The 19849-nt window shown below is 51.8% G+C and carries 21 protein-coding genes and 1 pseudogene; 7 read left to right on the top strand and 15 right to left on the bottom strand.

The window, feature by feature from the left end; genetic code table 11:
• Positions 1 to 17: 17 nt before the first annotated feature.
• From EKD02_RS00625 to ffh, 6 genes and pseudogenes are all read right to left on the bottom strand, one after another.
• The gene (locus EKD02_RS00625) at positions 18 to 887 is read right to left on the bottom strand and encodes an HhH-GPD family protein (RefSeq protein WP_126383297.1); all 870 of its coding nucleotides are present in this window, start codon (positions 885 to 887) and stop codon (positions 18 to 20) included.
• A gap of 38 nt (positions 888 to 925) precedes the next feature.
• Complete coding sequence (gene rplS / locus EKD02_RS00620; protein WP_011890171.1) at positions 926 to 1291, bottom strand: 50S ribosomal protein L19; 366 nt, start codon at positions 1289 to 1291, stop codon at positions 926 to 928.
• A gap of 34 nt (positions 1292 to 1325) precedes the next feature.
• A complete protein-coding gene (trmD, locus tag EKD02_RS00615) occupies positions 1326 to 2033 on the bottom strand; it encodes a tRNA (guanosine(37)-N1)-methyltransferase TrmD (protein WP_011890172.1) in 708 nt (235 codons plus the stop codon).
• 14 nt (positions 2034 to 2047) lie between these two features.
• A complete protein-coding gene (gene rimM / locus EKD02_RS00610; protein WP_126341479.1) occupies positions 2048 to 2551 on the bottom strand; it encodes a ribosome maturation factor RimM in 504 nt (167 codons plus the stop codon).
• Positions 2552 to 2818: 267 nt separating this feature from the next.
• Positions 2819 to 3217 (bottom strand): annotated as a pseudogene (rpsP, locus tag EKD02_RS10125) (30S ribosomal protein S16); the annotation flags it as partial.
• A gap of 51 nt (positions 3218 to 3268) precedes the next feature.
• Entirely contained in the window at positions 3269 to 4618 is a 1350-nt protein-coding gene (ffh, locus tag EKD02_RS00600; RefSeq protein WP_126341477.1) for a signal recognition particle protein, read from the bottom strand.
• Positions 4619 to 4773: 155 nt separating this feature from the next.
• Here ffh and rfaE1 point away from each other — a divergent pair, with 155 nt between their 5' ends.
• Positions 4774 to 5763 carry a D-glycero-beta-D-manno-heptose-7-phosphate kinase gene (gene rfaE1 / locus EKD02_RS00595; protein ID WP_126383293.1) on the top strand — a complete coding sequence of 330 codons (990 nt, stop codon included), beginning with the start codon at positions 4774 to 4776 and terminating at the stop codon, positions 5761 to 5763.
• Between the two features lie 4 nt (positions 5764 to 5767).
• Here rfaE1 and EKD02_RS00590 read toward each other — a convergent pair whose 3' ends face one another.
• The 4 genes from EKD02_RS00590 to EKD02_RS00575 all read right to left on the bottom strand — a co-directional run bounded on the left by EKD02_RS00590 (position 5768) and on the right by EKD02_RS00575 (position 10010).
• The gene (locus EKD02_RS00590) at positions 5768 to 6409 is read right to left on the bottom strand and encodes an START domain-containing protein (RefSeq protein WP_126341475.1); all 642 of its coding nucleotides are present in this window, start codon (positions 6407 to 6409) and stop codon (positions 5768 to 5770) included.
• Positions 6410 to 6471: 62 nt separating this feature from the next.
• On the bottom strand, positions 6472 to 7128 hold the full coding sequence (locus EKD02_RS00585) for an START domain-containing protein (protein WP_126341474.1): 657 nt from the start codon (positions 7126 to 7128) through the stop codon (positions 6472 to 6474).
• Positions 7129 to 7166: 38 nt separating this feature from the next.
• Positions 7167 to 8816 (bottom strand): S41 family peptidase, encoded by a 1650-nt coding sequence (locus EKD02_RS00580; RefSeq protein ID WP_126383291.1) that lies wholly within the window; start codon positions 8814 to 8816, stop codon positions 7167 to 7169.
• A gap of 702 nt (positions 8817 to 9518) precedes the next feature.
• Entirely contained in the window at positions 9519 to 10010 is a 492-nt protein-coding gene (locus EKD02_RS00575; protein ID WP_185805670.1) for a RidA family protein, read from the bottom strand.
• Between the two features lie 98 nt (positions 10011 to 10108).
• Here EKD02_RS00575 and EKD02_RS00570 point away from each other — a divergent pair, with 98 nt between their 5' ends.
• The 3 genes from EKD02_RS00570 to thiD are packed head-to-tail and all read left to right on the top strand — an operon-like array spanning position 10109 to position 12203.
• Entirely contained in the window at positions 10109 to 10753 is a 645-nt protein-coding gene (locus EKD02_RS00570; protein ID WP_126383287.1) for a thiamine phosphate synthase, read from the top strand.
• Positions 10750 to 11379 (top strand): thiamine phosphate synthase, encoded by a 630-nt coding sequence (thiE, locus tag EKD02_RS00565; protein ID WP_126383285.1) that lies wholly within the window; start codon positions 10750 to 10752, stop codon positions 11377 to 11379. The genes EKD02_RS00570 and thiE overlap by 4 nt, the downstream gene beginning before the upstream one ends.
• Positions 11376 to 12203 (top strand): bifunctional hydroxymethylpyrimidine kinase/phosphomethylpyrimidine kinase, encoded by an 828-nt coding sequence (gene thiD, locus EKD02_RS00560; RefSeq protein WP_126383283.1) that lies wholly within the window; start codon positions 11376 to 11378, stop codon positions 12201 to 12203. Before thiE ends, thiD begins: the two co-directional genes overlap by 4 nt.
• On the opposite strand, the gene EKD02_RS00555 is transcribed toward thiD, so the two are convergent.
• The 5 genes from EKD02_RS00555 to EKD02_RS00535 are packed head-to-tail and all read right to left on the bottom strand — an operon-like array spanning position 12170 to position 17215.
• Positions 12170 to 13504: a UDP-glucose dehydrogenase family protein gene (locus EKD02_RS00555; RefSeq protein ID WP_011890184.1), complete on the bottom strand. Its 1335-nt coding sequence runs from the start codon at positions 13502 to 13504 to the stop codon at positions 12170 to 12172. The two genes, thiD and EKD02_RS00555, sit on opposite strands and share 34 nt — an antisense overlap.
• Before the next feature lie 28 nt (positions 13505 to 13532).
• The gene (locus EKD02_RS00550) at positions 13533 to 14234 is read right to left on the bottom strand and encodes an alpha/beta fold hydrolase (RefSeq protein WP_126341470.1); all 702 of its coding nucleotides are present in this window, start codon (positions 14232 to 14234) and stop codon (positions 13533 to 13535) included.
• Entirely contained in the window at positions 14225 to 15730 is a 1506-nt protein-coding gene (locus EKD02_RS00545) for a leucyl aminopeptidase (RefSeq protein ID WP_126341469.1), read from the bottom strand. Before EKD02_RS00545 ends, EKD02_RS00550 begins: the two co-directional genes overlap by 10 nt.
• A gap of 34 nt (positions 15731 to 15764) precedes the next feature.
• On the bottom strand, positions 15765 to 16832 hold the full coding sequence (locus tag EKD02_RS00540) for a DHH family phosphoesterase (protein ID WP_126341468.1): 1068 nt from the start codon (positions 16830 to 16832) through the stop codon (positions 15765 to 15767).
• Between the two features lie 50 nt (positions 16833 to 16882).
• Complete coding sequence (locus tag EKD02_RS00535; RefSeq protein ID WP_126341467.1) at positions 16883 to 17215, bottom strand: winged helix-turn-helix domain-containing protein; 333 nt, start codon at positions 17213 to 17215, stop codon at positions 16883 to 16885.
• Between the two features lie 160 nt (positions 17216 to 17375).
• Between EKD02_RS00535 and rlmN the strand changes: the two genes are divergently transcribed.
• Genes rlmN through adk form a run of 3 tightly spaced genes read left to right on the top strand, consistent with a single transcriptional unit; the run spans position 17376 to position 19843 of the window.
• The gene (gene rlmN / locus EKD02_RS00530; RefSeq protein WP_221762977.1) at positions 17376 to 18461 is read left to right on the top strand and encodes a dual-specificity RNA methyltransferase RlmN; all 1086 of its coding nucleotides are present in this window, start codon (positions 17376 to 17378) and stop codon (positions 18459 to 18461) included.
• A 15-nt stretch (positions 18462 to 18476) separates the two neighbouring features.
• On the top strand, positions 18477 to 19130 hold the full coding sequence (locus EKD02_RS00525) for a hypothetical protein (RefSeq protein WP_126383281.1): 654 nt from the start codon (positions 18477 to 18479) through the stop codon (positions 19128 to 19130).
• Positions 19131 to 19186: 56 nt separating this feature from the next.
• The gene (gene adk, locus EKD02_RS00520; protein ID WP_126341465.1) at positions 19187 to 19843 is read left to right on the top strand and encodes an adenylate kinase; all 657 of its coding nucleotides are present in this window, start codon (positions 19187 to 19189) and stop codon (positions 19841 to 19843) included.
• Positions 19844 to 19849 lie beyond the last annotated feature (6 nt).

The raw sequence follows: 19849 nt of genomic DNA, 5'->3' as shown, positions 1-19849 counted from the left end.
TGTGGAGGCGCGATTCTCTACCCCTCGCTGATTTTCAGTACCCTGCCGCCAGTGGAGTCATGACTGCCCGCAGATGACTCCACCAGACCCTCGACCACAAGATCACGAATGATTTCATCCAGCCCCCACTGGCACTCCCCGTATTTATCCTGAAGTTCAGCAACCGTCATAAAAGGAGTATTGATGAGTTCACGCACTATTTGTGCACGGTACCAGCGGCGTGAGCCCTTGAATGCAGACTGGCGGGAAAGAGGGCGGATCCCCGAAGATTTCCCCGTCACCACCCTTGAACCATAATCCATAAGAGCATTGTGCCAGTCACGGCTTCGGCCGACAGGGAGAACTGCATCGGCAAGGCGCTGCAGCTTCGCTGGCGGGAGTGTTTCAGGAAGCGAGAATTCTGTTATGAGAATGCGTCGTATGTTGGTGTCGACGGCTGCCACATCAAGATTGTCGGCAAAGGCGGGAATGGAACGGCAGGAATACTCCCCTATGCCGGGCAGGGTTTTCAGAAGAAGCGGACTTGAGGGAACCTCTCCATTGAACTTATCCATGACCTGCACGGCAGAAAGCTGAAGCCGCTGGGCACGAGAATTGTAACCAAGACCGCTCCAGAGTGAAAGAACCTCCCGGAGAGACGCATGCGCCAGCGTCGCGGCATCAGGAAAGCGTTCAATCCATGCGCTGTATTTGGGAACAACCCGCTCTGCCTGCGTCTGCTGGAGCATGCATTCACTGACCATGACCGAATACCGGTCGCGGGTTTCACGCCACGGGAAAGTGCGGCGGCATGCGGGCCAGGAACTGAAGATTTTACTGTGAAACGCCTCGATTGAGGCGGCTGAAGGGTACTCCATGTCCATCATGGCGTGAAAAGAATGCCGCATCCGGACAGAATTTTTTTGTGCCCGGATGCGGCTCTGCTTCAGGAGGCCTTTTCGGCTACTTTGCGCTCTTTTACTTTCAGTGCGGCCTTTCCAGTCCTCTTGCGGAGATAGAAAAGCTTGGAACGGCGGGCCTTGCCATGCTTGAGAACGGTAACACTCTCAACATTGGGCGAATTGATCGGGATGATCCTTTCTACACCAACACCATGGGAGATTTTACGAACCGTGATTGTTTTATTGGTCCCGGCACCGCGGTCGCTGATGACAACGCCATCAAAAGCCTGAAGACGCTCTTTTTCACCCTCAATAACACGAAGCTGAATCCTTACGGAATCACCAGGATAAATATCAGGGGTTTCAACTCCAGCCTGTGTTGCTTCAACTAACTGAATTAACTGATCCATTTCGACAAATGTTTATTTTTTGTAATGCAAAAATCTATTCAAAATCTTCAGACACCTCTTCGCCAGAAAGGTCCGGCCTTTTCTCTCTTGTTCTCTGGCTGGCGCTTTGCTCTCTCCACTGCTCTATTTTGGCATGATGACCTGAAAGAAGAACATCGGGCACTTTCATCCCCCTGAATTCAGGCGGGCGTGTATACCATGCACAGTCCAGCATACCTCCCTGAAACGAATCAGTCAGGGCCGACTCACCATCACCAAGAACGCCGGGTATGAGCCGCACAACAGCATCCATAAGAAAGAGCGCGGGAATTTCTCCTCCCGACACAACAACATCGCCAACTGAAAACTCCATGCTAACAAGCGTACGGCGAACCCGTTCATCAAGCGCCTTGTAATGACCGCAGAGAATGATAAGGTTTTTCATCCGCGACAGCCTGTTGGCAGCCTTCTGGTCGAAACGCACGGCATCGGGCGTCGGAAAAATAACCGCATCATACTCCCTCTCAGCCTGAAGCCTTTCTATACAGGCAAACACAGGTTCCGGCCGAAGCACCATACCTGCACCACCACCAAACGGGGCATCATCAACAGCATGGTAGCTTCCAAGTCCGTCATCATGAAGATTATGGACATGCACCTCAAGATGACCTTTTTTCCTCGCTATTGCGAGAAGACCGGTTTCAAGCGCTGAATCAAAGAACCCGGGAATAACGGAAATAACATCAATACGAATCGAATCCATAATCACCACACTCTTCAGAGAAACTCATCAAATCTCGGTACAACCATATATCCGCCCTCAAGACTTATCTCATCAATGAATTCATCAATGGCCGGTATGAGAACAGTGCCGTTCCCTGTCCGAACTTCGTAAACCTCATGGGCCGGCATGGGGAGTATGGCGGTGAGAACACCAACCTCAACTCCATCACGGCCTTTCACCCTCATTCCTTCAAGCTCATGGAGCCATGCCCGGTTTTGGGGACGGGGAGCGCACTCTTTCTCTTCAATATAAAGATGCATCCCTGCCATCTCCTGCGCTTTTTCCCTGCTATCCACTCCCTCAAAAAACAACCATGCAAAACCTTGTGACAGCGTTGCCGATTTCACATTGACAGGCACGACAGTTTCAGGCTGCCGCCCTGCAAAATATTTTGTCCGGGACAGAAATCGATCAGGAAAATCGGTTACCGGCTGAACCTTCAATTCACCCTTAAGCCCTTTTGGCTTAAGAATGGTGCCTATCAACCAAAGTTCCATTCTGCCTGAACCTGTCAACTGAAGAAGCAGGAGGCTTTAAGCCCCTGCTTCCTCGCCCTTTACTTCTTCGGCACTGTCAGCAGCAGCTTCCGGTGCAGCCTCAGCAGCAGCTTCCGGTGCAGCTTCAGCAGCAGCTTCCGGTGCAGCCTCAACAGCAGCTTCCGGTGCAGCCTCAACAGCAGCTTCCGGTGCAGCCTCAACAGCAGCTTCCGGTGCAGCCTCAACAGCGGCTTCCGGTGCAGCCTCAACAGCGGCTTCCGGTGCAGCCTCAACAGCAGGCTGGGCCTCTGCCTCTTTTTTCAGCTGGCGACGGCGCGACTTGACAACAAGTCGTTTCTGGCGCCTTTCAGCCTGTTTCTCCTGCCATTTCTCCATCTCTTCTGTGATCTCCTCCTCACTGCGTCCAAGACTCTTGAGGCGAAGCTCATGAAGAAGTCCGGTCATGCGGATAAGGCTGCGGACAGTTGCAGTAGGCTGTGCTCCAGTCTGCATCCAATATGCCACCCGCTCCCTGTCGATGGTTACGGTATGGGGTTTTGCTGTCGGCTGATAATGGCCTACAACTTCAAGAAATTTTCCATCTCTGGGTGCCCGCGAGTCAGCGGCCACTATCTGGTATACAGGGAGTTTTTTCCTTCCTGCTCTTCTCAGTCTGATCTTTACCAAGGCTTCGTGTGATTTAGGTTATGAGAGTACGATTGTAAAAGTAATATAGGTCTACCGTTTTAAAAACTTGTCAAGCGCAAGGTTCTGCGAAGTAATCTTCCTGCCGTTACCCGAGAGTTTCGAGACAGAGCGCATCATTTTTTTCATCTCCCCGAACTGCTTCAGGAGCATGTTGACATCCTGAACCCTTGTGCCGCTTCCAAGAGCAATGCGCTGGCGGCGGCTGCCGTTGATGATTTCAGGGCGCGACTTCTCTTCTTTGGTCATGGAGCTGATGATTGCCTCAATCGGCTTGAAATCCAGATTCTCCAGGTCCTGCTTTGGAACCATTTTGTTCAGACCCGGCACCATTTCTATCAGACTCTGCATTGAACCCATTTTCTTGAGCTGCTGAAGCTGGTCAAAAAAGTCATTCAGGTCAAACTCATTCTTCATGAGTTTTTTCTGCATCTGGAGTGTCGCCTCCATATCCAGACTTTCCTGGGCCTTCTCAACGAAACTGACAATATCACCCATACCCAGAATCCGCTGGGCCATACGGTCGGGGTAGAACTGGTCAAGATCGTCAACCTTCTCCCCCACGCTCATGAACTTGATTGGCTTTTCAACCACATGACGGATGGAAAGTGCCGCACCGCCACGCGAATCGCCATCAAGCTTGGTCAGCACAACTCCGTCAAAATCAAGACGGTCATTGAACGCCTTGGCGGTATTGACAGCCTCCTGCCCCATCATGGAGTCAACCACAAAAAGAAGCTCATCGGGCTTCAGGGCATTCTTGAGCGCCTCAGCCTCGGCCATCATTGCATCATCAATCTGAAGCCGCCCGGCAGTATCAACAATAAGAACATCATGCGCACCGGCCTTTGCCGCCTCAAGACCCTGCATTGCAACCTTCATCGCATCCTTCTCTTCAATGGAGAACACGGGAACCGACACTTCGGCACCAAGGGTTTTCAGCTGATCCACAGCTGCGGGTCGATAGACATCTGCCGCAACCAGAAGAGGATTCCGGCCGCTTTTTTTCAGCCGCTTTGCCAGCTTTGCCGCGAAGGTGGTTTTTCCCGAACCCTGGAGACCGGCAACCATAACCACGGCGGGGAGCCTTGAAGACGAAAGGGCGAGAGGCTTCTGCTCACCACCCATCAACTCCGTCAGCTCATCACTGACAATCTTGACAATCATCTGTGCCGGCGAAACGCTCTTGATCACCCCTTCGCCGAGAGATTTCTGACGGACATCCTCTACCAGCTTCTTGACAACTTTGTAGTTGACATCGGCGCCAAGCAGAGCCCGTTTGATATCGCGCATGGCGATACCGATATTGATTTCATTGATGGTGGCCTGACCTGCAAGTTTCTTGAAGGCGCCGTCCAACTTGTCGCTTAAACTCTCAAACATCAGGATTCCGTTTCTTCTGATAAAGCGTAAAAATGCTTAGCTTTAATTATAACAAAAAAACGCACAAAATAAAATCAATAGAGAGGAACATTCTTTATCTTCTCCCAACAAGTTTCCCTTCAGCACACATCACTGCTTCACGACCCCACCCACTTATGGACAAACAACGGATTGAAGAGATTATCGCCGCCTTCAAGGGCAAAAGGGTTGCCGTCATTGGCGACATCATGCTCGACAAGTATATTTTCGGCCATGTCTCACGCATTTCTCCGGAGTATCCCGTTCCCGTAGTTGATGTTACCCATGAAGACCATCGACTCGGAGGAGCGGCCAATGTTGCGCTCAACACCCTCTCGCTCGGAGCCGAAACAATCCTTTTCGGCATTACGGGCAACGACAGCAACCGTACAACGCTGCTTGAGCTCTTCAAAACGCACAGCCTCTCCTGCCAGGGACTTATTTCCGACCCATCAAGACCGACAACCTGCAAAACACGGATACTCTCCCAGAATCACCATATCACACGGGTGGATTTTGAAAAAAGGGAGGATATTGATGACAGCACCATGCAGCAGGTTCTTGATGCACTTGAGGAGATCATTGGAACCATAGACGCAATCGTCCTTGAAGACTACAACAAGGGGCTGCTGAGGGAAGAACTGATTACCGCCATCATCAGTACAGCCACCCTGCACGGAGTTCCAGTGCTGGTAGATCCGAAAATGAAAAACTTTTTCGCCTACAGAGGGTGCACAATTTTCAAGCCCAACCTCTCTGAAATGGCCGCATCACTTGGCATTCCAATAAAAAACAGTGACCGCGATGTTGAAGAGGCCTGCCTCCTCCTGCAGGAAAAAATTGAAGCCGAAACACTGATAGTCACGAGAAGCGAAAAAGGCATAACTGTTTATGACGGCTCATTCACCCATATTCCGGTCAGCTCACTGGAAGTAGCCGATGTATCAGGTGCCGGCGATACCGTCATCGGAACCCTCGCCCTTGGAGCGGCAACAGGGCTTGATACCCTCACCAATGCCTCCATAGCAAACATTGCCGCCGGAACGGTATGTCAGGAGGTAGGAGCCGTCCCGGTCAAACCCGACAGGCTTCTGAAGGCATGCTCCGAGAAACTCTGCCGAGACTGAATTCTCAGACTATGGAGAGGTGCAGATCGGCCTCCCGGGGATATGGGGGATTGTAACTGCCGTCAGCAGCAAGCTGCCTCAGATTCTTCAGCGTGTAAAAGGGGACCTCAAACATGGCCTGATTGCTCAAGCCTGAAGGAACATCGGCTCCTGGATCTATATGCATCACAAAGGTCAACTGGACAGTATCAGGACCATCCGGGGTAAACGCCCACATGCCGGTAATGTCGCGAACCCGGACAGCAGAACTGTTCTCGGGAAGAGCATCAGCTGCCCCCTGCATGGTAACTGCCACCCCATTGTCGCCAAAAGGCGCCAGAGCAGTCCTGATGATCATCTCCCGTTTTGCAACAGGCCACGGGGCATCAATGAGCTGGCGGATAACATATTCAAGACCGTCGTGTTTCTCAAGCACCTCCATCTCCAGCAGGTGATGAACCCAGCGAAGGTAACTGCCGGTGTCATGAAAGAGAGCAATCAGCTTACGGAATGTTGTGGGAATCGTGACTTCGCCTTTAAAACCGAGTACATCAGACCCCTCTACCCTTGAGGAAAAAATCCTTATTTCCTTGTGCTCAACACGAAACTCCCAATCAGCCTGAAGGATTGAGTGTGCATCCATACCCTGATAGTTGATGATTGGCATTGCCGGCTCTCTGCATACATCCCGACGAAACTTCAAACCAGTGAACTCCCCGCAGAAAAGCCTCAGTCGGCAATGAACTCTTTGTAATTACGGACAATATCTTTTGAGGACTGTTTGAACGGCGCATCAACAGGAATCCGGTACTTCTCACGCTTGACCATTTCCCGCATATTCTGAAGGGTGTGATAGGGCGTGTCTATGACGGCTATGTTGGCAAGCCATGAGGGAATTTCCCCTCCCGGCTCAAGATGGAGACGGAACACCACACGGCAGCTGTCCTCCCCAAGCGGCATGATATTCCATGCGCCTTCAAGTTGCGGCACCCGGACGGCATTGGTATTGGGCGGAAGAAAATCGGGGAGGCACTCTATGGTAATGAAGGCCTCTCCTGTTTCGGGATCCATATAGCCGTTTGATCGGCTGATGATTTCACGGTCGGAGACGGGCCAGGGTGCTGTTACCCGCTGATAGACAACGCGGCCGCCATCATCTGAAAGCTCTTCGAGTATCCGCATTTCACTTGTTTTCCAAACCCACTCGGTTGCAACTTCAATATCATAGAGAAGCGCAAGAACGGCATCCCTCGAAGCATCAAGCTCAGCAACGCCAACAAAAGAAAGGAAATCCGAGCTTGGAACCGGACAGGTGAAAATTTTCAGCCAGTCATTCTGGAGACGGAGCGTGCACGACGCGTTATTGATTTTTTCAAGAAGTGACATATGTTCGTTTTTTTTAATCCTGAGTGATGCTGTATCATTCAATGAGCCGCCGGCAGTCGAGCAGCGAGCCTGACAACCGGATCTGTCGTAGAAACATATGATTTAACCTGCCCTTCCGATCCGAAAAGCTGATGTGCAATGCGCGATTTCACGGCAATGGCAATATAACGCCTGTCCTTCCTGAATGCCGCATCATCAAAAACGATTTTTTTATCAGGGCACAGCCCGGCAATTATTTTTTCCAGACGACCATCTTCCCGGTAGTCTGCTATAAAGGAGGCCAGGGAGTTCCTGTAGTCCTGAACTGAACTGAGCGGATCGTCAAGTATCTTCAGTGCTGCATCCTCCAGCACTCCGGTTCTGAAGAGTTCCTGATAAAACTCAGTATAGGCTCTTCCGGCAACCCAGTAATCCGGAATAATCCCCCCCGCAGACCGAAGACCTTTCAGAGCAGCTCCCTCAACACTCCCGGAAGAATCCGCTGATGCAGGAATGCTTCTGAGAGAAGTGGTACGGTAGACAGAAAACTCATTGTTCTTCTCATAAAGCAACCTGCCGGGATCGTCAAAGAGTTTCCCCGGCTGGATATTCCCGGGAGACTCATGGAAGTACCGGTCCCTGCCATCTTCTCCCTTGCTGTAATGGCGCTGTATCTGGCGTCCTGAAGGAGTATAGTAGCGGGAAACAGTAAGACGGAGAGCGGAGCCGTCATTGAACTCCATCTGACGCTGCACCAGACCTTTGCCAAAAGTCAGCTCCCCGACAATCAGCGCTCTCTGGTTGTCCTGAAGCGCTCCTGCAAGAATTTCAGAAGCCGAGGCGCTCCCCCGGTCAACCACAACAACAAGCTCTCCCGTCTCATACCCATCGCCGGAACGGGCCATATAGCGGACATCCTCAGCAGCGTTGCGGCTTTTGGTATACACAATCAGCTCGCCATCGGAAAGAAATTCATCGGCAACCTGCACCGCCTGTTCAAGAAATCCGCCGGGATTCCCCCTGACATCAACAATCAGCCGCTTCAGCCCTTTCTTTTTAAGACTTCCAAGAGCATCACGAAACTCTTCGGCTGTTGTTGCCATGAACCTGCTGAGACGGATATACCCGGTCCCGCCATCCATCATGAAAGCAGCATCAACGCTTTTGGTTGAAATTTTTCCTCTGGTGACAACAAAATCAAGACTCTTGCCCGACAATGGGCGATACACCCTCAGGCTCACCGTGGTTCCGCGCCTGCCCCTGAGCTTGCGGAGCACATCCTGGTGGGTGATGCCGACACAGGAACTGGAATCAATGGCAACAATCCTGTCACCGGGAACAATGCCCACAGCAGCACTCGGCCCCCCCGAAAGAGGGGTAACAACAAGGAGGGTATCATTGATCACATCAAACTCAATGCCGATGCCATCAAAATTGCCATCAAACTCAGCCTGCGAATATGCCGCCTTTTCAGGGGCAAGATAGACACTGTGAGGATCCAGATATTCAGCCATCCCCCTGATGCCCGCCCCAACGAGACTGTCGCCGGCAACCGGGTCGACATAAAATGCCTTGATAAGATCATAAGCCTCAACCAGCCGACCATCTTCCCTGTAGGAAGAAGCGCCTCCCCCACCCAGCCGTGAACCGAGAAAAACGCCAAAACCGAGAACGGCAAGCATCATGAGCACAGTAACTATTCGAGACATGGCGCAGGCACATTGATGAACAAGAATAACACAAGAGAACGACCGGCAACTGACAGTTTACCCATCACCGATGAAAAAGACAAAAAAACATTCCGGCATCCGGCAATCAACAAGGACGGGGACTGAAAGACAAAACAAAACAAAAAAAGAGAAGACATAAAGCAAAACAGGAACACGCCCATACACCACCATAAAACAGAAAACAAAAGCCCTGAGACGCCAGCGACAAACAAAGAAGAACAAAAAATCAAAGGCACAATAAATCCAATAAAAGAGAAAAGAGGCAACACCATAATAACACAGATAAGCGAAGACAATAACAACAAAGATTTAACAAGAAAACAACAACAGCCAACGAATAAACAACAACCTCTACATGGTAAGGTAGATTTTAATAAAAAACAACTAAAGTCTTACAATAAAATAAGAAAGATGCTTTTACATAAAAAAAACATTATGTAATTACTCGCAAAAAGAAACTTGACAAATAAATTCATAGATGCGACTATCATCCGCACAGATAAGTCTGTAGAAACTCATAATGATGCTGGGTTCTGCTCTGTCAATGCAAATGATAACCGCAAATTTCTCTACCATACTTTGTACAGAAACCGATCCTTAGAATGTATTATACCATGGGGTTTACTGTCGATTATGATTGTGTAATCATAATCAATAACAGTTCCACTGAGGGAAGTATATTCAGCTTTTTGAGAGGGGGTACAGGGGGTCAAACTGAACGATCAGTTCGAGCTCCAGGCTGGCACCCAGAGGGAGCTCGCCAACGCCTACCGCGCTGCGCACATGGATTCCCCTCTCGCCGAACAGTTCGCGGAGAAGAAAAGAGGCTCCATCGGCAACCAGATGCTGGCCGTTGAAAAAGGGTTCGCTGGCTACATACACGGTGAGCTTTATAACCCGTTCAACCGCGTCAAGCGACCCGGCTGCGGAACGGATTGACGAAAGCGCATTGAGCAGTGCAATGCGTGAAGCCTGGATAGCAGCATCAAGATGCCTCTCCCCTATTCTTCCATTTGAACCTTCGGCAAGAAGCTTTCCTTCTGTTAAAGGCAGATGGCCGGAAGTATAGATAATGTTGCCAACAGGAACAGCTGTCACATAGCATCCGGCTGGAGGTGGCACAGAGGGAAGAGAGAGCCCTCTGTCAGCAAGCTTCTGTTCAATGTGTTCCATACTTGAGCAAGACATCAGGGTTATACCGGAGGAGACGCAGGTTGTGATTACGGTATAATTTATTTATAGTCCGAGAATAATCCAATAAGCCTGCACTCATGAGCCCCGCGAATTCCCAGCCCCTCCCCCTTCCCCGCATCTGCTGGATAACGAGCGGCAGGGAGACGGATGGCAGCGGACAGCAGATTTCCCGGCTGCTGCAGGAGCTTCCTCTCAACCGCCCGGCAATGGTTCTTATCCGTGAAAAGCAGCTGAACGGGAGGCAGCTTCTCGCCCTTGCGTCGAGAATCGCAAAGGAAACACTTCCAAACGGCTCACGCCTCATGCTCAGCGAACGCATGGATATTGCGCTTGCCACCGGGCTTCACGGCGTCCACCTGCCTGAACACTCCTGCCCTGCAGACCGCCTGAGAAGCGCCTCCCCCGGCATGCTGATAGGCAAAAGCGTCCACTCGCCCGAAAGCGCACTCGCAGCCGAAAAAGAAGGGGTGGACTACCTCTTTTTCAGCCCTGTGTTCGCCTCGCTTTCAAAACCGGGCTACGGCCCCCTTCAGGGAACCGCACTGCTCAGGGAGGTATGCAGGGCCACTTCCGTTCCAGTGTTTGCGCTTGGAGGAATAAGACCTGAAAATACCATTCCATGCATTGAATGCGGAGCCTGGGGCGTCGCCTCACTCGGCCTCTTCACTGAAACGGCAAACTTCAGGAAAACTGCTGAAACCATTGACCGACTGCTGCCATGATGTTCCCTTCCCGCCCCATGCTCTGCGTCATTACCGACGAGGAACTCCCCCCCGTAACATTTGCCCGTCAGGCTCTTTGGGGGGGAGCCACGATACTACAGCTGCGGAACAAAACAGCTTCGGGAAGGGATCTCTGCAGATGGTCGGAAGCCATCCTGCCACTGACACGCCAACACAATGCCCTGTTCATAGTCAATGACAGGCTCGACATTGCCCTTGCCACGGGTGCTGACGGAGTCCATCTCGGTCAGGACGACCTGCCTGCCACTGTAGCCCGAAAGCTGCTCGGACCCGACCGGATCATCGGGGTCTCAACCGGCACCAGAGAGGAGGCTCTGCAGGCCGAAAAGGAAGGCGCGGATTATGTCGGGTTCGGGCACATCTTCCCGACCGGCTCAAAAGACAAACCCCTCCCCCCTGTAGGAACCCGGGCACTTCAGGAAACCGCCTCACTTCTCTCCATCCCCCTTATTGCCATTGGCGGCATACAGCTGGAGAATGCCCGAAGGGTCATATCATGCGGAGCTTCAGGCATTGCCGTCATTTCCGCAGTAAGCCGCCATCCCGATCCCCGAATTGCTGCCGAAGCTCTTGTGCGTGAAATGGCGGAGGGCATGCTCTTATGACAACACCGTCCACCATCCTCACCATTGCCGGTTCTGATGGAAGCGGCGGAGCGGGCATACAGGCCGACATCAAAACCGCTGCCGCGCTGGGATGTTACGCTCTGTCGGTCATTACCGCCATAACAGCGCAGAACACATGCGAAGTGCAGTCCACCTACCCAATGACCTGTGAGTGTGTAACAGCGCAATGCCGCACGCTATATAGCGATATTGTTATCGACGCCGTAAAAATCGGCATGCTTGGCAGTTCGGCAATGACAGCTACGGCAGCCTCACTTCTGCGCGAACTTCCCCGCCCCGTCCCCATTGTGCTCGATACCGTTCTCCGGTCAACATCAGGCTCTTCCCTTCTGGCCACAGACGCACTGCCGGTGATGAAACAGGAACTGCTGCCTCTGGTGACGCTTATTACCCCGAACCTGCCTGAAGCAGCAATGCTTCTGGGTATGGAGTCCATTCCCGGAGCGCAGGAAGCGGTTGAAGAAGCTGCTCTGGCACTGCATCGTATGGGAGCACATTCAGTCCTGGTCAAGGGAGGGCATGGCAGCGGACCACTCTCGAGCGACTGCCTTCTCCATAACGGACGAATCACATGGTTCAGTGCCGACAAAATTGCCACCCGCAATACGCACGGAACAGGCTGCACGCTTTCAACGGCGATAGCATCATTCCTTGCAGGAGGAGCCGGGATGGAAGAGGCTGTCGAGAGGGCAAAAAAATATGCCACTGCCGCCATAAAGGCAGCAGTGGCATGGGAAATCGGGTCGGGAAGCGGTCCCCTGAACCATTGTCAGACGCCTCTGGGCAGGCGACCGATTGAGTAATAGGTAAAACCGGACTGCTCCATGAACTCAGGGCTGTAGATATTCCGCCCGTCAAAAATGACAGGGCTGTTGAGATCACGCTTTACCATTTCAAAATCGGGACTGCGGAACACCATCCACTCGGTAAGCACCACAAGCGCATCAGAGCCCATGACAGCATCTTCGGGGTTGGCTGCGTAGTAGAGGTCTTCCCTTTTACCGTAAATGCGTTCAGCCTCTTCCATGGCAACAGGATCATACACCCTCACGCTTGCCCCTGCCTTCCACAGAGCCTCAATAACCACCCTGCTCGGTGCTTCGCGCATGTCATCGGTGTTGGGCTTGAACGCAAGACCCCATATGGCAAATGTCCTGCCCTTGAGGCTGCCTCCGAAATGGTCGCTGATTTTGGCAACAATGCTGTTTTTCTGGTCATGGTTGACAGCCTCCACCGCCTGAAGAATGCGGGCATCATAGCCGTATTTGCGGGCGGTGCGTTCAAGCGCCTGCACATCTTTGGGAAAGCATGATCCGCCGTACCCGACACCGGGGTAGATGAAAGAGAAACCAATCCGGGAATCGGAACCGATACCCCGCCTGACCGCCTCGACATCAGCGCCAACCCGTTCTGAAATGTTTGCAATCTCATTCATGAAGCTGATCTTCGTGGCCAGCATTGAATTGGCTGCATATTTGGTCAGCTCTGCTGAACGGATATCCATGGCAAGGAACCGCTCATGGCTGCGGTTGAAGGGAGAATAGAGAAAGCGGAGCAGCTCTTTTGTCCTCGGGTTGTCAACACCCACAACAATGCGCTCCGGCTTCATGAAGTCATCAACTGCATCTCCCTCTTTAAGAAACTCAGGATTGGAGACCACATCAAAATCAATGGCCGCTGCACGCGCACAGAGGACACTGCTGATTTTATCGCGGACAAGGTCAGCAGTACCCACCGGTACGGTGGATTTGTTGATGACAATCCTGTACTCCTGCATATGCTCGCCTATACTTTCGGCCACAGCAAGCACATGGCGCAAATCGGCAGAACCATCCTCATCGGGAGGTGTTCCCACAGCGATGAACTGGTAGAGTCCGAACTGCACACCTTCCTCAATGTCCGAGGTGAATCGAAGCCTGCCCTCGCGACTGTTTTCAACAACAATATCCTCAAGTCCCGGCTCATAAATGGGGATATCCCCCTCTTTAAGACGATTGATTTTGTTCTGGTCAATATCAACACAGAGAACCTCGTTGCCGACTTCGGCAAAACAGGCACCTGTTACCAGCCCTACATACCCCGACCCAAAAATGGTAATCTTCATTACTTCGATATTATGTTAACAAAAACTCTCAAAGCCACTCAATCCACTGCCTTACACCCTCTTTGGTTCCATACCAGCGGGTGTGCGGTGTTGGCAGATGTTCGGCATCTGGAACAACCACATTTTCTGCCCCTTCAAGAAAACAGCTCTCGGCAGGAACTATGCCATCTCCTTCTGTATCACCGTTTCCATCAACACTGCGATAGAACTGATGGCACAGCTTCTCCACAAACGAGCCCTGCATGTTGCCCCGGTACTTGTTGCTGACGACGGAGACCACGGGATGGCGCATAAAAAATTCGGGGGTCAGGTGACGGTCGATGAAATCTGTCTTGAGCCTGGCGTATCGCTCCGAAGTATGGAAGGGCGTTCCGAGGGTAACAAGCTTGCCGACCCTGCCTCCAACCTCATACCGGTCGCCCTGGAAAGGGCGCTCAAGAAGATAGACCATTGCAACCGTACCACCGCCGCTGTGGGCAACAAGCGTCACCTGCTCACCGGGAAATTTCCGCTCCAGCCCGGCCAATGATTGGTCTATGACCCTCATCACCCGATTGGTGGAACGCTCAGGAGAGGGGGGAAAACCAATCCAGTCGGAAAGAGAAAGAGGAGCAACTGCCACCCTCCCTGCAGGAAGATACCCGGAAAGCTCCTCCTTCATCCCCCCATAGAGAGAGTCCCAGAAGAGCACTCCCGGTATTATCAACACAGGGTTCTCTTTCACTTCCACTGCTTCATCAGCTCAACAAGAAGACGGACGCCGAATCCAGTGCCGCCTTTTATGTTCAGTGAGCCTTTCGAAGAAAAGGATGGTCCGGCAATATCTATATGCGCCCATTTTTTATGACCATCGGTAAACTTCTGCAGAAACTTCGCAGCAGTGATTGTACCGGCTCCACGACCACCGGTATTGTTCACATCGGCAACATCCGACTGTATCTGTTCGTCATAGAGGTCCCATAGGGGCAAACGCCATACTTTTTCGCCAGAGAGCTCACCTGCCCCGCCAATTTCGGCTGCAAGAGTGTCGCTGTTGCTGAAAATCCCTGCAACCCTGTAACCCAGAGCCACAATGCAGGCACCAGTCAGAGTTGCCACATCAATCAGCACATCGGGACTGTATTTTTCTTTGGCATAGCTGAGCGCATCAGCCAGAATAAGACGCCCCTCCGCATCAGTATTACCGACCTCAACCGTAATGCCGGAATATGTGGTAATGACATCTCCCGGCTTCTGTGCGGAGCCGTCAGGCATGTTGTCGGTAGAGGGAACCAGACCAATGACCCTGACCGGCAGAGCCAGACGCGCAGCCGCCTCGACGGCACCAATGACTGCAGCCGCACCGGCCATATCGGACTTCATTTCACCCATTCCTTCAGAAGGCTTGATGGAAATACCGCCGGAATCAAATGTCACCCCTTTTCCAACAAGAGCCACTACAGCCCTGGCCTTGCCTTTGGGTTTATAGTCCATAACAGTGAATGTCGGCGGATGGGTACTGCCCTGATTGACAGCAAGCAGACCTCCCATTTTCAAGGCCTCAATCTCTTTTTTGCGCAATACCGTGACTGCATAGCCATACTTTTTACCTGATTCAACGGCAATCTTTGAAAGATCCTCAGCCTGAAGATAATTACCCGGCAGATTGATCATATCCCTTGCCATGGACTGTGCCTCACCCACTATCCGTCCGGCTTCGGCTCCTTTTTCAGCCTCTCCAAGCAACGCAGGCTCAACTCGAAGGGTGAACGAGGACATGCCTTTCTTTGCATCAGCCTTTTTCGGCTCCTTATCAAGCTTGCCGCTCTTCAGACGCTCAAAACGGTAGTTCCCGAAACAGGCGCCTTCTGCAACCGCCTCGGCAAGTGCACCCGCTCCTTTTTTTCCACCCGGGCGATCTCCCGTAATATCAAAAGCAACACTTGAGACCTCCAGTGCTGCCGCCTTGGAAGCAACCTCTACAGCGGCTTTCCGCCAGTCGTCAATGGTTTTACCCTCACCCGTGCCGACAAGCGCCACCCGTTGGGCGCGAAGCTTTCCATCAGCAGGATACAGAAGCATCAGTTCACCTGCGCCTGCCTTGAAGTCATCAAGAACACTGCTGGAAATTCCTGCGGCAGCAAGCGCTTTCGGAGCCTTTTTTTTCAGATCGCTCTTACTGAAGGCAAGAGCAAGAAGATCAACATTGAGATCATGAAGATCACTGAGCGTAACGGAAATTTTCATCGATATGGTACCTGGATAAATGAATAATGCAATATCAACTGCTGAACGATTCCGGATTTTTCAGAAAAAGACGCACATCATCAAGCAGCACTTTCTGAGCCTTGTCCGACGAAAACGGAAACAGGCACCCGGCTGCGTTCATATGGCCGCCACCACCGTACTTTTTCGCAAGCTGGTTTACCCAGACACTGCCGCGTGAACGGAAACTCGCCTTGGTCCGGCCATCTTTCATCTCAACCATCAGAACTGCAAGCCTGACAGAGGGAACACTGAGAAGATAACTGACAATCAGGTCCGTATCAAACAACTTGCTTCCCGTCAGCCGCAGCATCTCCTGTGAAATGAAAAGCCACGAAATATCACCATCATCCAGAATGGAAATGGAGGTCAGTGCAAGGCCGAGAAGCTTGAGTGCCGGAGGCGTGAGTGAGTTGTATATCCGGTCATAGACAAGTGCCGCATCGGCCCCCCTTTCAACAAGATCACCGGCAATGCGATACACATACGGCGAGGTTTTAGGAAAGCGGAACGAACCGGTATCAGTCATGATGGCAACATAGAGAGCCTCTGCCACAGCGGGCGTAAACACCTCCTGCCGCAGCCGCTCACGAAGTGCCCTAAGAAGGTCGTAGACGAGCTCACCGGCTGAGGATGCATAATTCTCACAGACCATCATATCAGCAAAATCCTCGGGTTCGAGATGATGGTCTATACAGAGTACCTTCATCCCTCCAAGCTCCCGGGCAAACTCCACATGCGGCCAGAGAGATCCCATTCTATCATGGAGGTTCGCATCCAGAAGCACCAGAACATCGGCGAGAGTAACCTCGGCAACAGCCTCTTCGCTTGAAGGGTCAAAATGGGTTATCTGGAAAGAATCCATGAGAAAACGGTAGTTCGGAGGAACATGCGTCGGGTTGAGGATGGAGACCTCTTTTCCCAGCGCCTTGAGCACCAGAGCCAGCGCCACTTCTGATCCAAGACCGTCACCATCGGAATTCTCGTGGGTGGTGAGAACAATCTGCTCACCCTCCAGCATAAGATCAATGAGCGGAGTCCACTCATCGTTCTTCAGTGTTCTTCCTTGTACGGGTAATATCATCGGTCTCCTGACTTATTTAAAAATTTGGACACTGCAGACCCTCTTCAGCCTCATGCCGACTGGAGACGATAGATCGGATCAAGAAACGATCCAACATTCTCCCTGTAGGTCAAAAATGCCGACCGGCCTTTAGCCGTAACCTTGTATATGGTATGGGGCTTTCGCGACTGAAATCCCTTGTCACAACTGATGTATCCTGCAGCCTCAAGCTTGCGCATATGAACGCTCAGGTTCCCGTCAGTTGCCTTGATACAATCCCTGATTTCTACAAATGAAGCTTTTTCAACGGCCTGCAGGTATGCAAGGGCGGCAAACCGTATGCGTGCATGGATATGCTTGTCAAGCAGCTGATGGTTGAAGTCGGCCTGTAGGGTTTCTTTCATACAACTTTTCTCTAGTAAAACTCTCTCTTTGTCCCGGCTGTTAAATCTCTTCAGATCTCAAACTTTTGGGATTAAAGTACTTTTTTAGATTGACACGAGCAAAACAGAGGCAAGGAGAGTTATATTGCGTTCCCCTCAAACATCAGAGAAAACCCACACAATGGCCAAGACGCTTCAGAACATTACCGACCTGACCCTGCAGCAGCTCACAGGACGACTGGCGGAGATGAAAGAACCTGCCTGGAGGGCCAAACAGATTCACGAGTGGCTTTTCAGCCACAGGGCAGAATCATTTGAAGAGATGACAACCCTCAGCAAAGCACTGCGTAAAGCGCTGGAGGAAACCTTTGCCATCACTCCCCCTGAAGTAGAGCAGCACGACGATTCAACGGAAGGCGCATGCCCCGGGCCGACCGAAAAACTCCTGCTCCGTCTGCCTGACGGCGCCATGATTGAAACCGTCCTCATTCCCGGGCCGGGTCGCCTGACGGCATGCCTCTCATCCCAGGCGGGATGCGCCCTGCAATGCTCTTTCTGTGCCACCGGCTCGCTCGGCTTCAAACGAAACCTCACACCGGGCGAAATAACAGGACAGGCGAACGCCCTCAACAGCATGCTTGCCGCATCCGGAAGGGAGCAGAAGATCACAAACATAGTTTTCATGGGAATGGGAGAACCGCTTCTCAACACCCTCAATGTGTTTGATGCAGTTGAAACCCTCAGCACAAGAGGCTATGCATCCTCAATCTCACAACGGAAAATCACCATTTCAACAGTCGGCATCATTCCCGAAATAGCAAAACTGGCAACCTCCGGAATGAAAACCAAACTGGCAGTTTCACTCCACTCGGCATTTCAGGAAAAAAGAGAATCTCTTATGCCTCTGGCCGCACGGCGGTACCCGCTCGATGAGCTTCAGCCCGTTCTTGCTCACTATGCAAAAAATACCGGCGAACCGGTCACTCTTGTTTATATGCTGCTTGAGGGGGTGAATGACACCCAGGGGGACGCCCGCCAGCTCATCCGTTTTGCCTCAAGGTTTTTCTGCAAAATAAACTTGATTGATTATAATAGTATCGTTAATATTCCATTTCAGTCTGTCTGCAGCGAAACCAGAGACCGATTCCGTGACCGGCTCCTTGAAGCCGGACTGCAGGTCACCCTCAGAAAAAGCTACGGAACATCCATTCATGCTGCCTGCGGTCAGCTTGCAGCAAAAGGCATGGAACACAGCAATAAATCCTAACCGGCACACCTTACAATGGATCTGCTTGACTTACTCCCCTTCCGCAAAGAGATGGCAAAAGCCTATTACGGCCTGACCGACAATGCCACACATACCTCTGTTTCACCCATATTCCCTGAACTCAAAGTCAGGCGGTTCGCCAAAAAAACTGATGAGATCAGCGAATACATAACCTCGAAAATAGATCAGTGGGTAGGATGGGATCTCAGGAGCAAAAAAACAGCTGTTGGCGGCATGACCGTCATTCAGGCTGAAGTCTCATCATTCGCCCTTCTCGGCATCAAGATAAAAATCACTCTCGGCCTTCTGGAGGAAACCGACTGCAAAGGCGAACGCATCACTACAATCAATGCCAAAGCTGAAACCCAGATTGAGTCAAAAGGTGACATGGGTGAAAGCCGCCGGATGATCAGGATGATTCTTGACAGCACGGACTCTGAATTTGCCGGCAGCACCCTCACTGAAGACGAATATTTCCTTCGTTCACTGGATGCAGAAGGCCCTGCTGCGGCTTTCCAGCAGATTTTCAACCAGGCTGAACTCCGACATACAAAAAAACCGTCAGGGAGCGCCAAAGCCACGACAATCGAGTTCCGCAAAGCCCCTTCAAAACAGGTCATCGACATCAAACCCTCAACAAAAAAAGCCGAACCGCCAGCCACTCCCTAAAGCACAAGACCAAAAGTCACCGTCATCACCACGAAAAAATCCTTATAAGCAGTTTGATGAGAATTATTCTTCTTGGAGCCCCGGGTGCCGGGAAAGGCACACAGTCAAATTTCATTTCAAAAGCACTCGGCATACCGCAAATATCCACAGGTGACATGCTGCGGGCAGCAGTCAAGGAAGAGACCCCGCTCGGACGCAAGGCAAAAGAGGTTATGGATTCCGGCAACCTCGTTTCAGACGACATCATCTTAGACATCATCAAAGAACGCCTCAAAGAAGACGACTGCAGGAGCGGCTGCCTCTTTGACGGCTTCCCCCGTACAATTGCACAGGCTGAGGCTCTTGACAGAGAAGGCATCACAATCAATCATGTCATTGAAATCCGCGTTGAAGACAGCAGCATCATTCAGAGAATGAGCGGGCGGAGGGTGCATCCGGCCTCAGGAAGAACCTACCACCTCACCTTCAACCCCCCGCAGCAGCCAGGAGTGGATGATGAAACCGGTGAACCGCTGATCCAAAGGGTTGACGACACCGAAGAGACTGTAAAAAAACGGCTTGCCATCTACCACGAACAGACCTCCCCTCTCATAGAGTACTATACCGGTCGCGCCGCTGAAGGCTCTTTGGACTCCCCCCGGTTCACCACCGTGGAGGGGACGGGAAAGGTTGAAGAGATACGGGACCGCATTCTCAAGGCACTTGGCGCCTGAACCATG

The organism is Chlorobium phaeovibrioides (assembly GCF_003968655.1).
GTDB lineage: Bacteria > Bacteroidota > Chlorobiia > Chlorobiales > Chlorobiaceae > Chlorobium > Chlorobium phaeovibrioides.
The sequence above is the reverse complement of the archived record's forward strand: the minus strand, read 5'-3'. Positions and strand labels throughout refer to the sequence as shown.

Bases quoted from the DNA above. Each gene is read 5' to 3' on its own strand.
- EKD02_RS00625 (WP_126383297.1), bottom strand. From the start codon at position 887: ATGCGGCATTCTTTTCACGCCATGATGGACATGGAGTACCCTTCAGCC.
- rplS (WP_011890171.1), bottom strand. From the start codon at position 1,291: ATGGATCAGTTAATTCAGTTAGTTGAAGCAACACAGGCTGGAGTTGAA.
- trmD (WP_011890172.1), bottom strand. From the start codon at position 2,033: ATGGATTCGATTCGTATTGATGTTATTTCCGTTATTCCCGGGTTCTTT.
- rimM (WP_126341479.1), bottom strand. From the start codon at position 2,551: ATGGAACTTTGGTTGATAGGCACCATTCTTAAGCCAAAAGGGCTTAAG.
- ffh (WP_126341477.1), bottom strand. From the start codon at position 4,618: ATGTTTGAGAGTTTAAGCGACAAGTTGGACGGCGCCTTCAAGAAACTT.
- rfaE1 (WP_126383293.1), top strand. From the start codon at position 4,774: ATGGACAAACAACGGATTGAAGAGATTATCGCCGCCTTCAAGGGCAAA.
- EKD02_RS00590 (WP_126341475.1), bottom strand. From the start codon at position 6,409: ATGCCAATCATCAACTATCAGGGTATGGATGCACACTCAATCCTTCAG.
- EKD02_RS00585 (WP_126341474.1), bottom strand. From the start codon at position 7,128: ATGTCACTTCTTGAAAAAATCAATAACGCGTCGTGCACGCTCCGTCTC.
- EKD02_RS00580 (WP_126383291.1), bottom strand. From the start codon at position 8,816: ATGTCTCGAATAGTTACTGTGCTCATGATGCTTGCCGTTCTCGGTTTT.
- EKD02_RS00575 (WP_185805670.1), bottom strand. From the start codon at position 10,010: ATGGAACACATTGAACAGAAGCTTGCTGACAGAGGGCTCTCTCTTCCC.
- EKD02_RS00570 (WP_126383287.1), top strand. From the start codon at position 10,109: ATGAGCCCCGCGAATTCCCAGCCCCTCCCCCTTCCCCGCATCTGCTGG.
- thiE (WP_126383285.1), top strand. From the start codon at position 10,750: ATGATGTTCCCTTCCCGCCCCATGCTCTGCGTCATTACCGACGAGGAA.
- thiD (WP_126383283.1), top strand. From the start codon at position 11,376: ATGACAACACCGTCCACCATCCTCACCATTGCCGGTTCTGATGGAAGC.
- EKD02_RS00555 (WP_011890184.1), bottom strand. From the start codon at position 13,504: ATGAAGATTACCATTTTTGGGTCGGGGTATGTAGGGCTGGTAACAGGT.
- EKD02_RS00545 (WP_126341469.1), bottom strand. From the start codon at position 15,730: ATGAAAATTTCCGTTACGCTCAGTGATCTTCATGATCTCAATGTTGAT.
- EKD02_RS00540 (WP_126341468.1), bottom strand. From the start codon at position 16,832: ATGATATTACCCGTACAAGGAAGAACACTGAAGAACGATGAGTGGACT.
- EKD02_RS00535 (WP_126341467.1), bottom strand. From the start codon at position 17,215: ATGAAAGAAACCCTACAGGCCGACTTCAACCATCAGCTGCTTGACAAG.
- rlmN (WP_221762977.1), top strand. From the start codon at position 17,376: ATGGCCAAGACGCTTCAGAACATTACCGACCTGACCCTGCAGCAGCTC.
- EKD02_RS00525 (WP_126383281.1), top strand. From the start codon at position 18,477: ATGGATCTGCTTGACTTACTCCCCTTCCGCAAAGAGATGGCAAAAGCC.
- adk (WP_126341465.1), top strand. From the start codon at position 19,187: ATGAGAATTATTCTTCTTGGAGCCCCGGGTGCCGGGAAAGGCACACAG.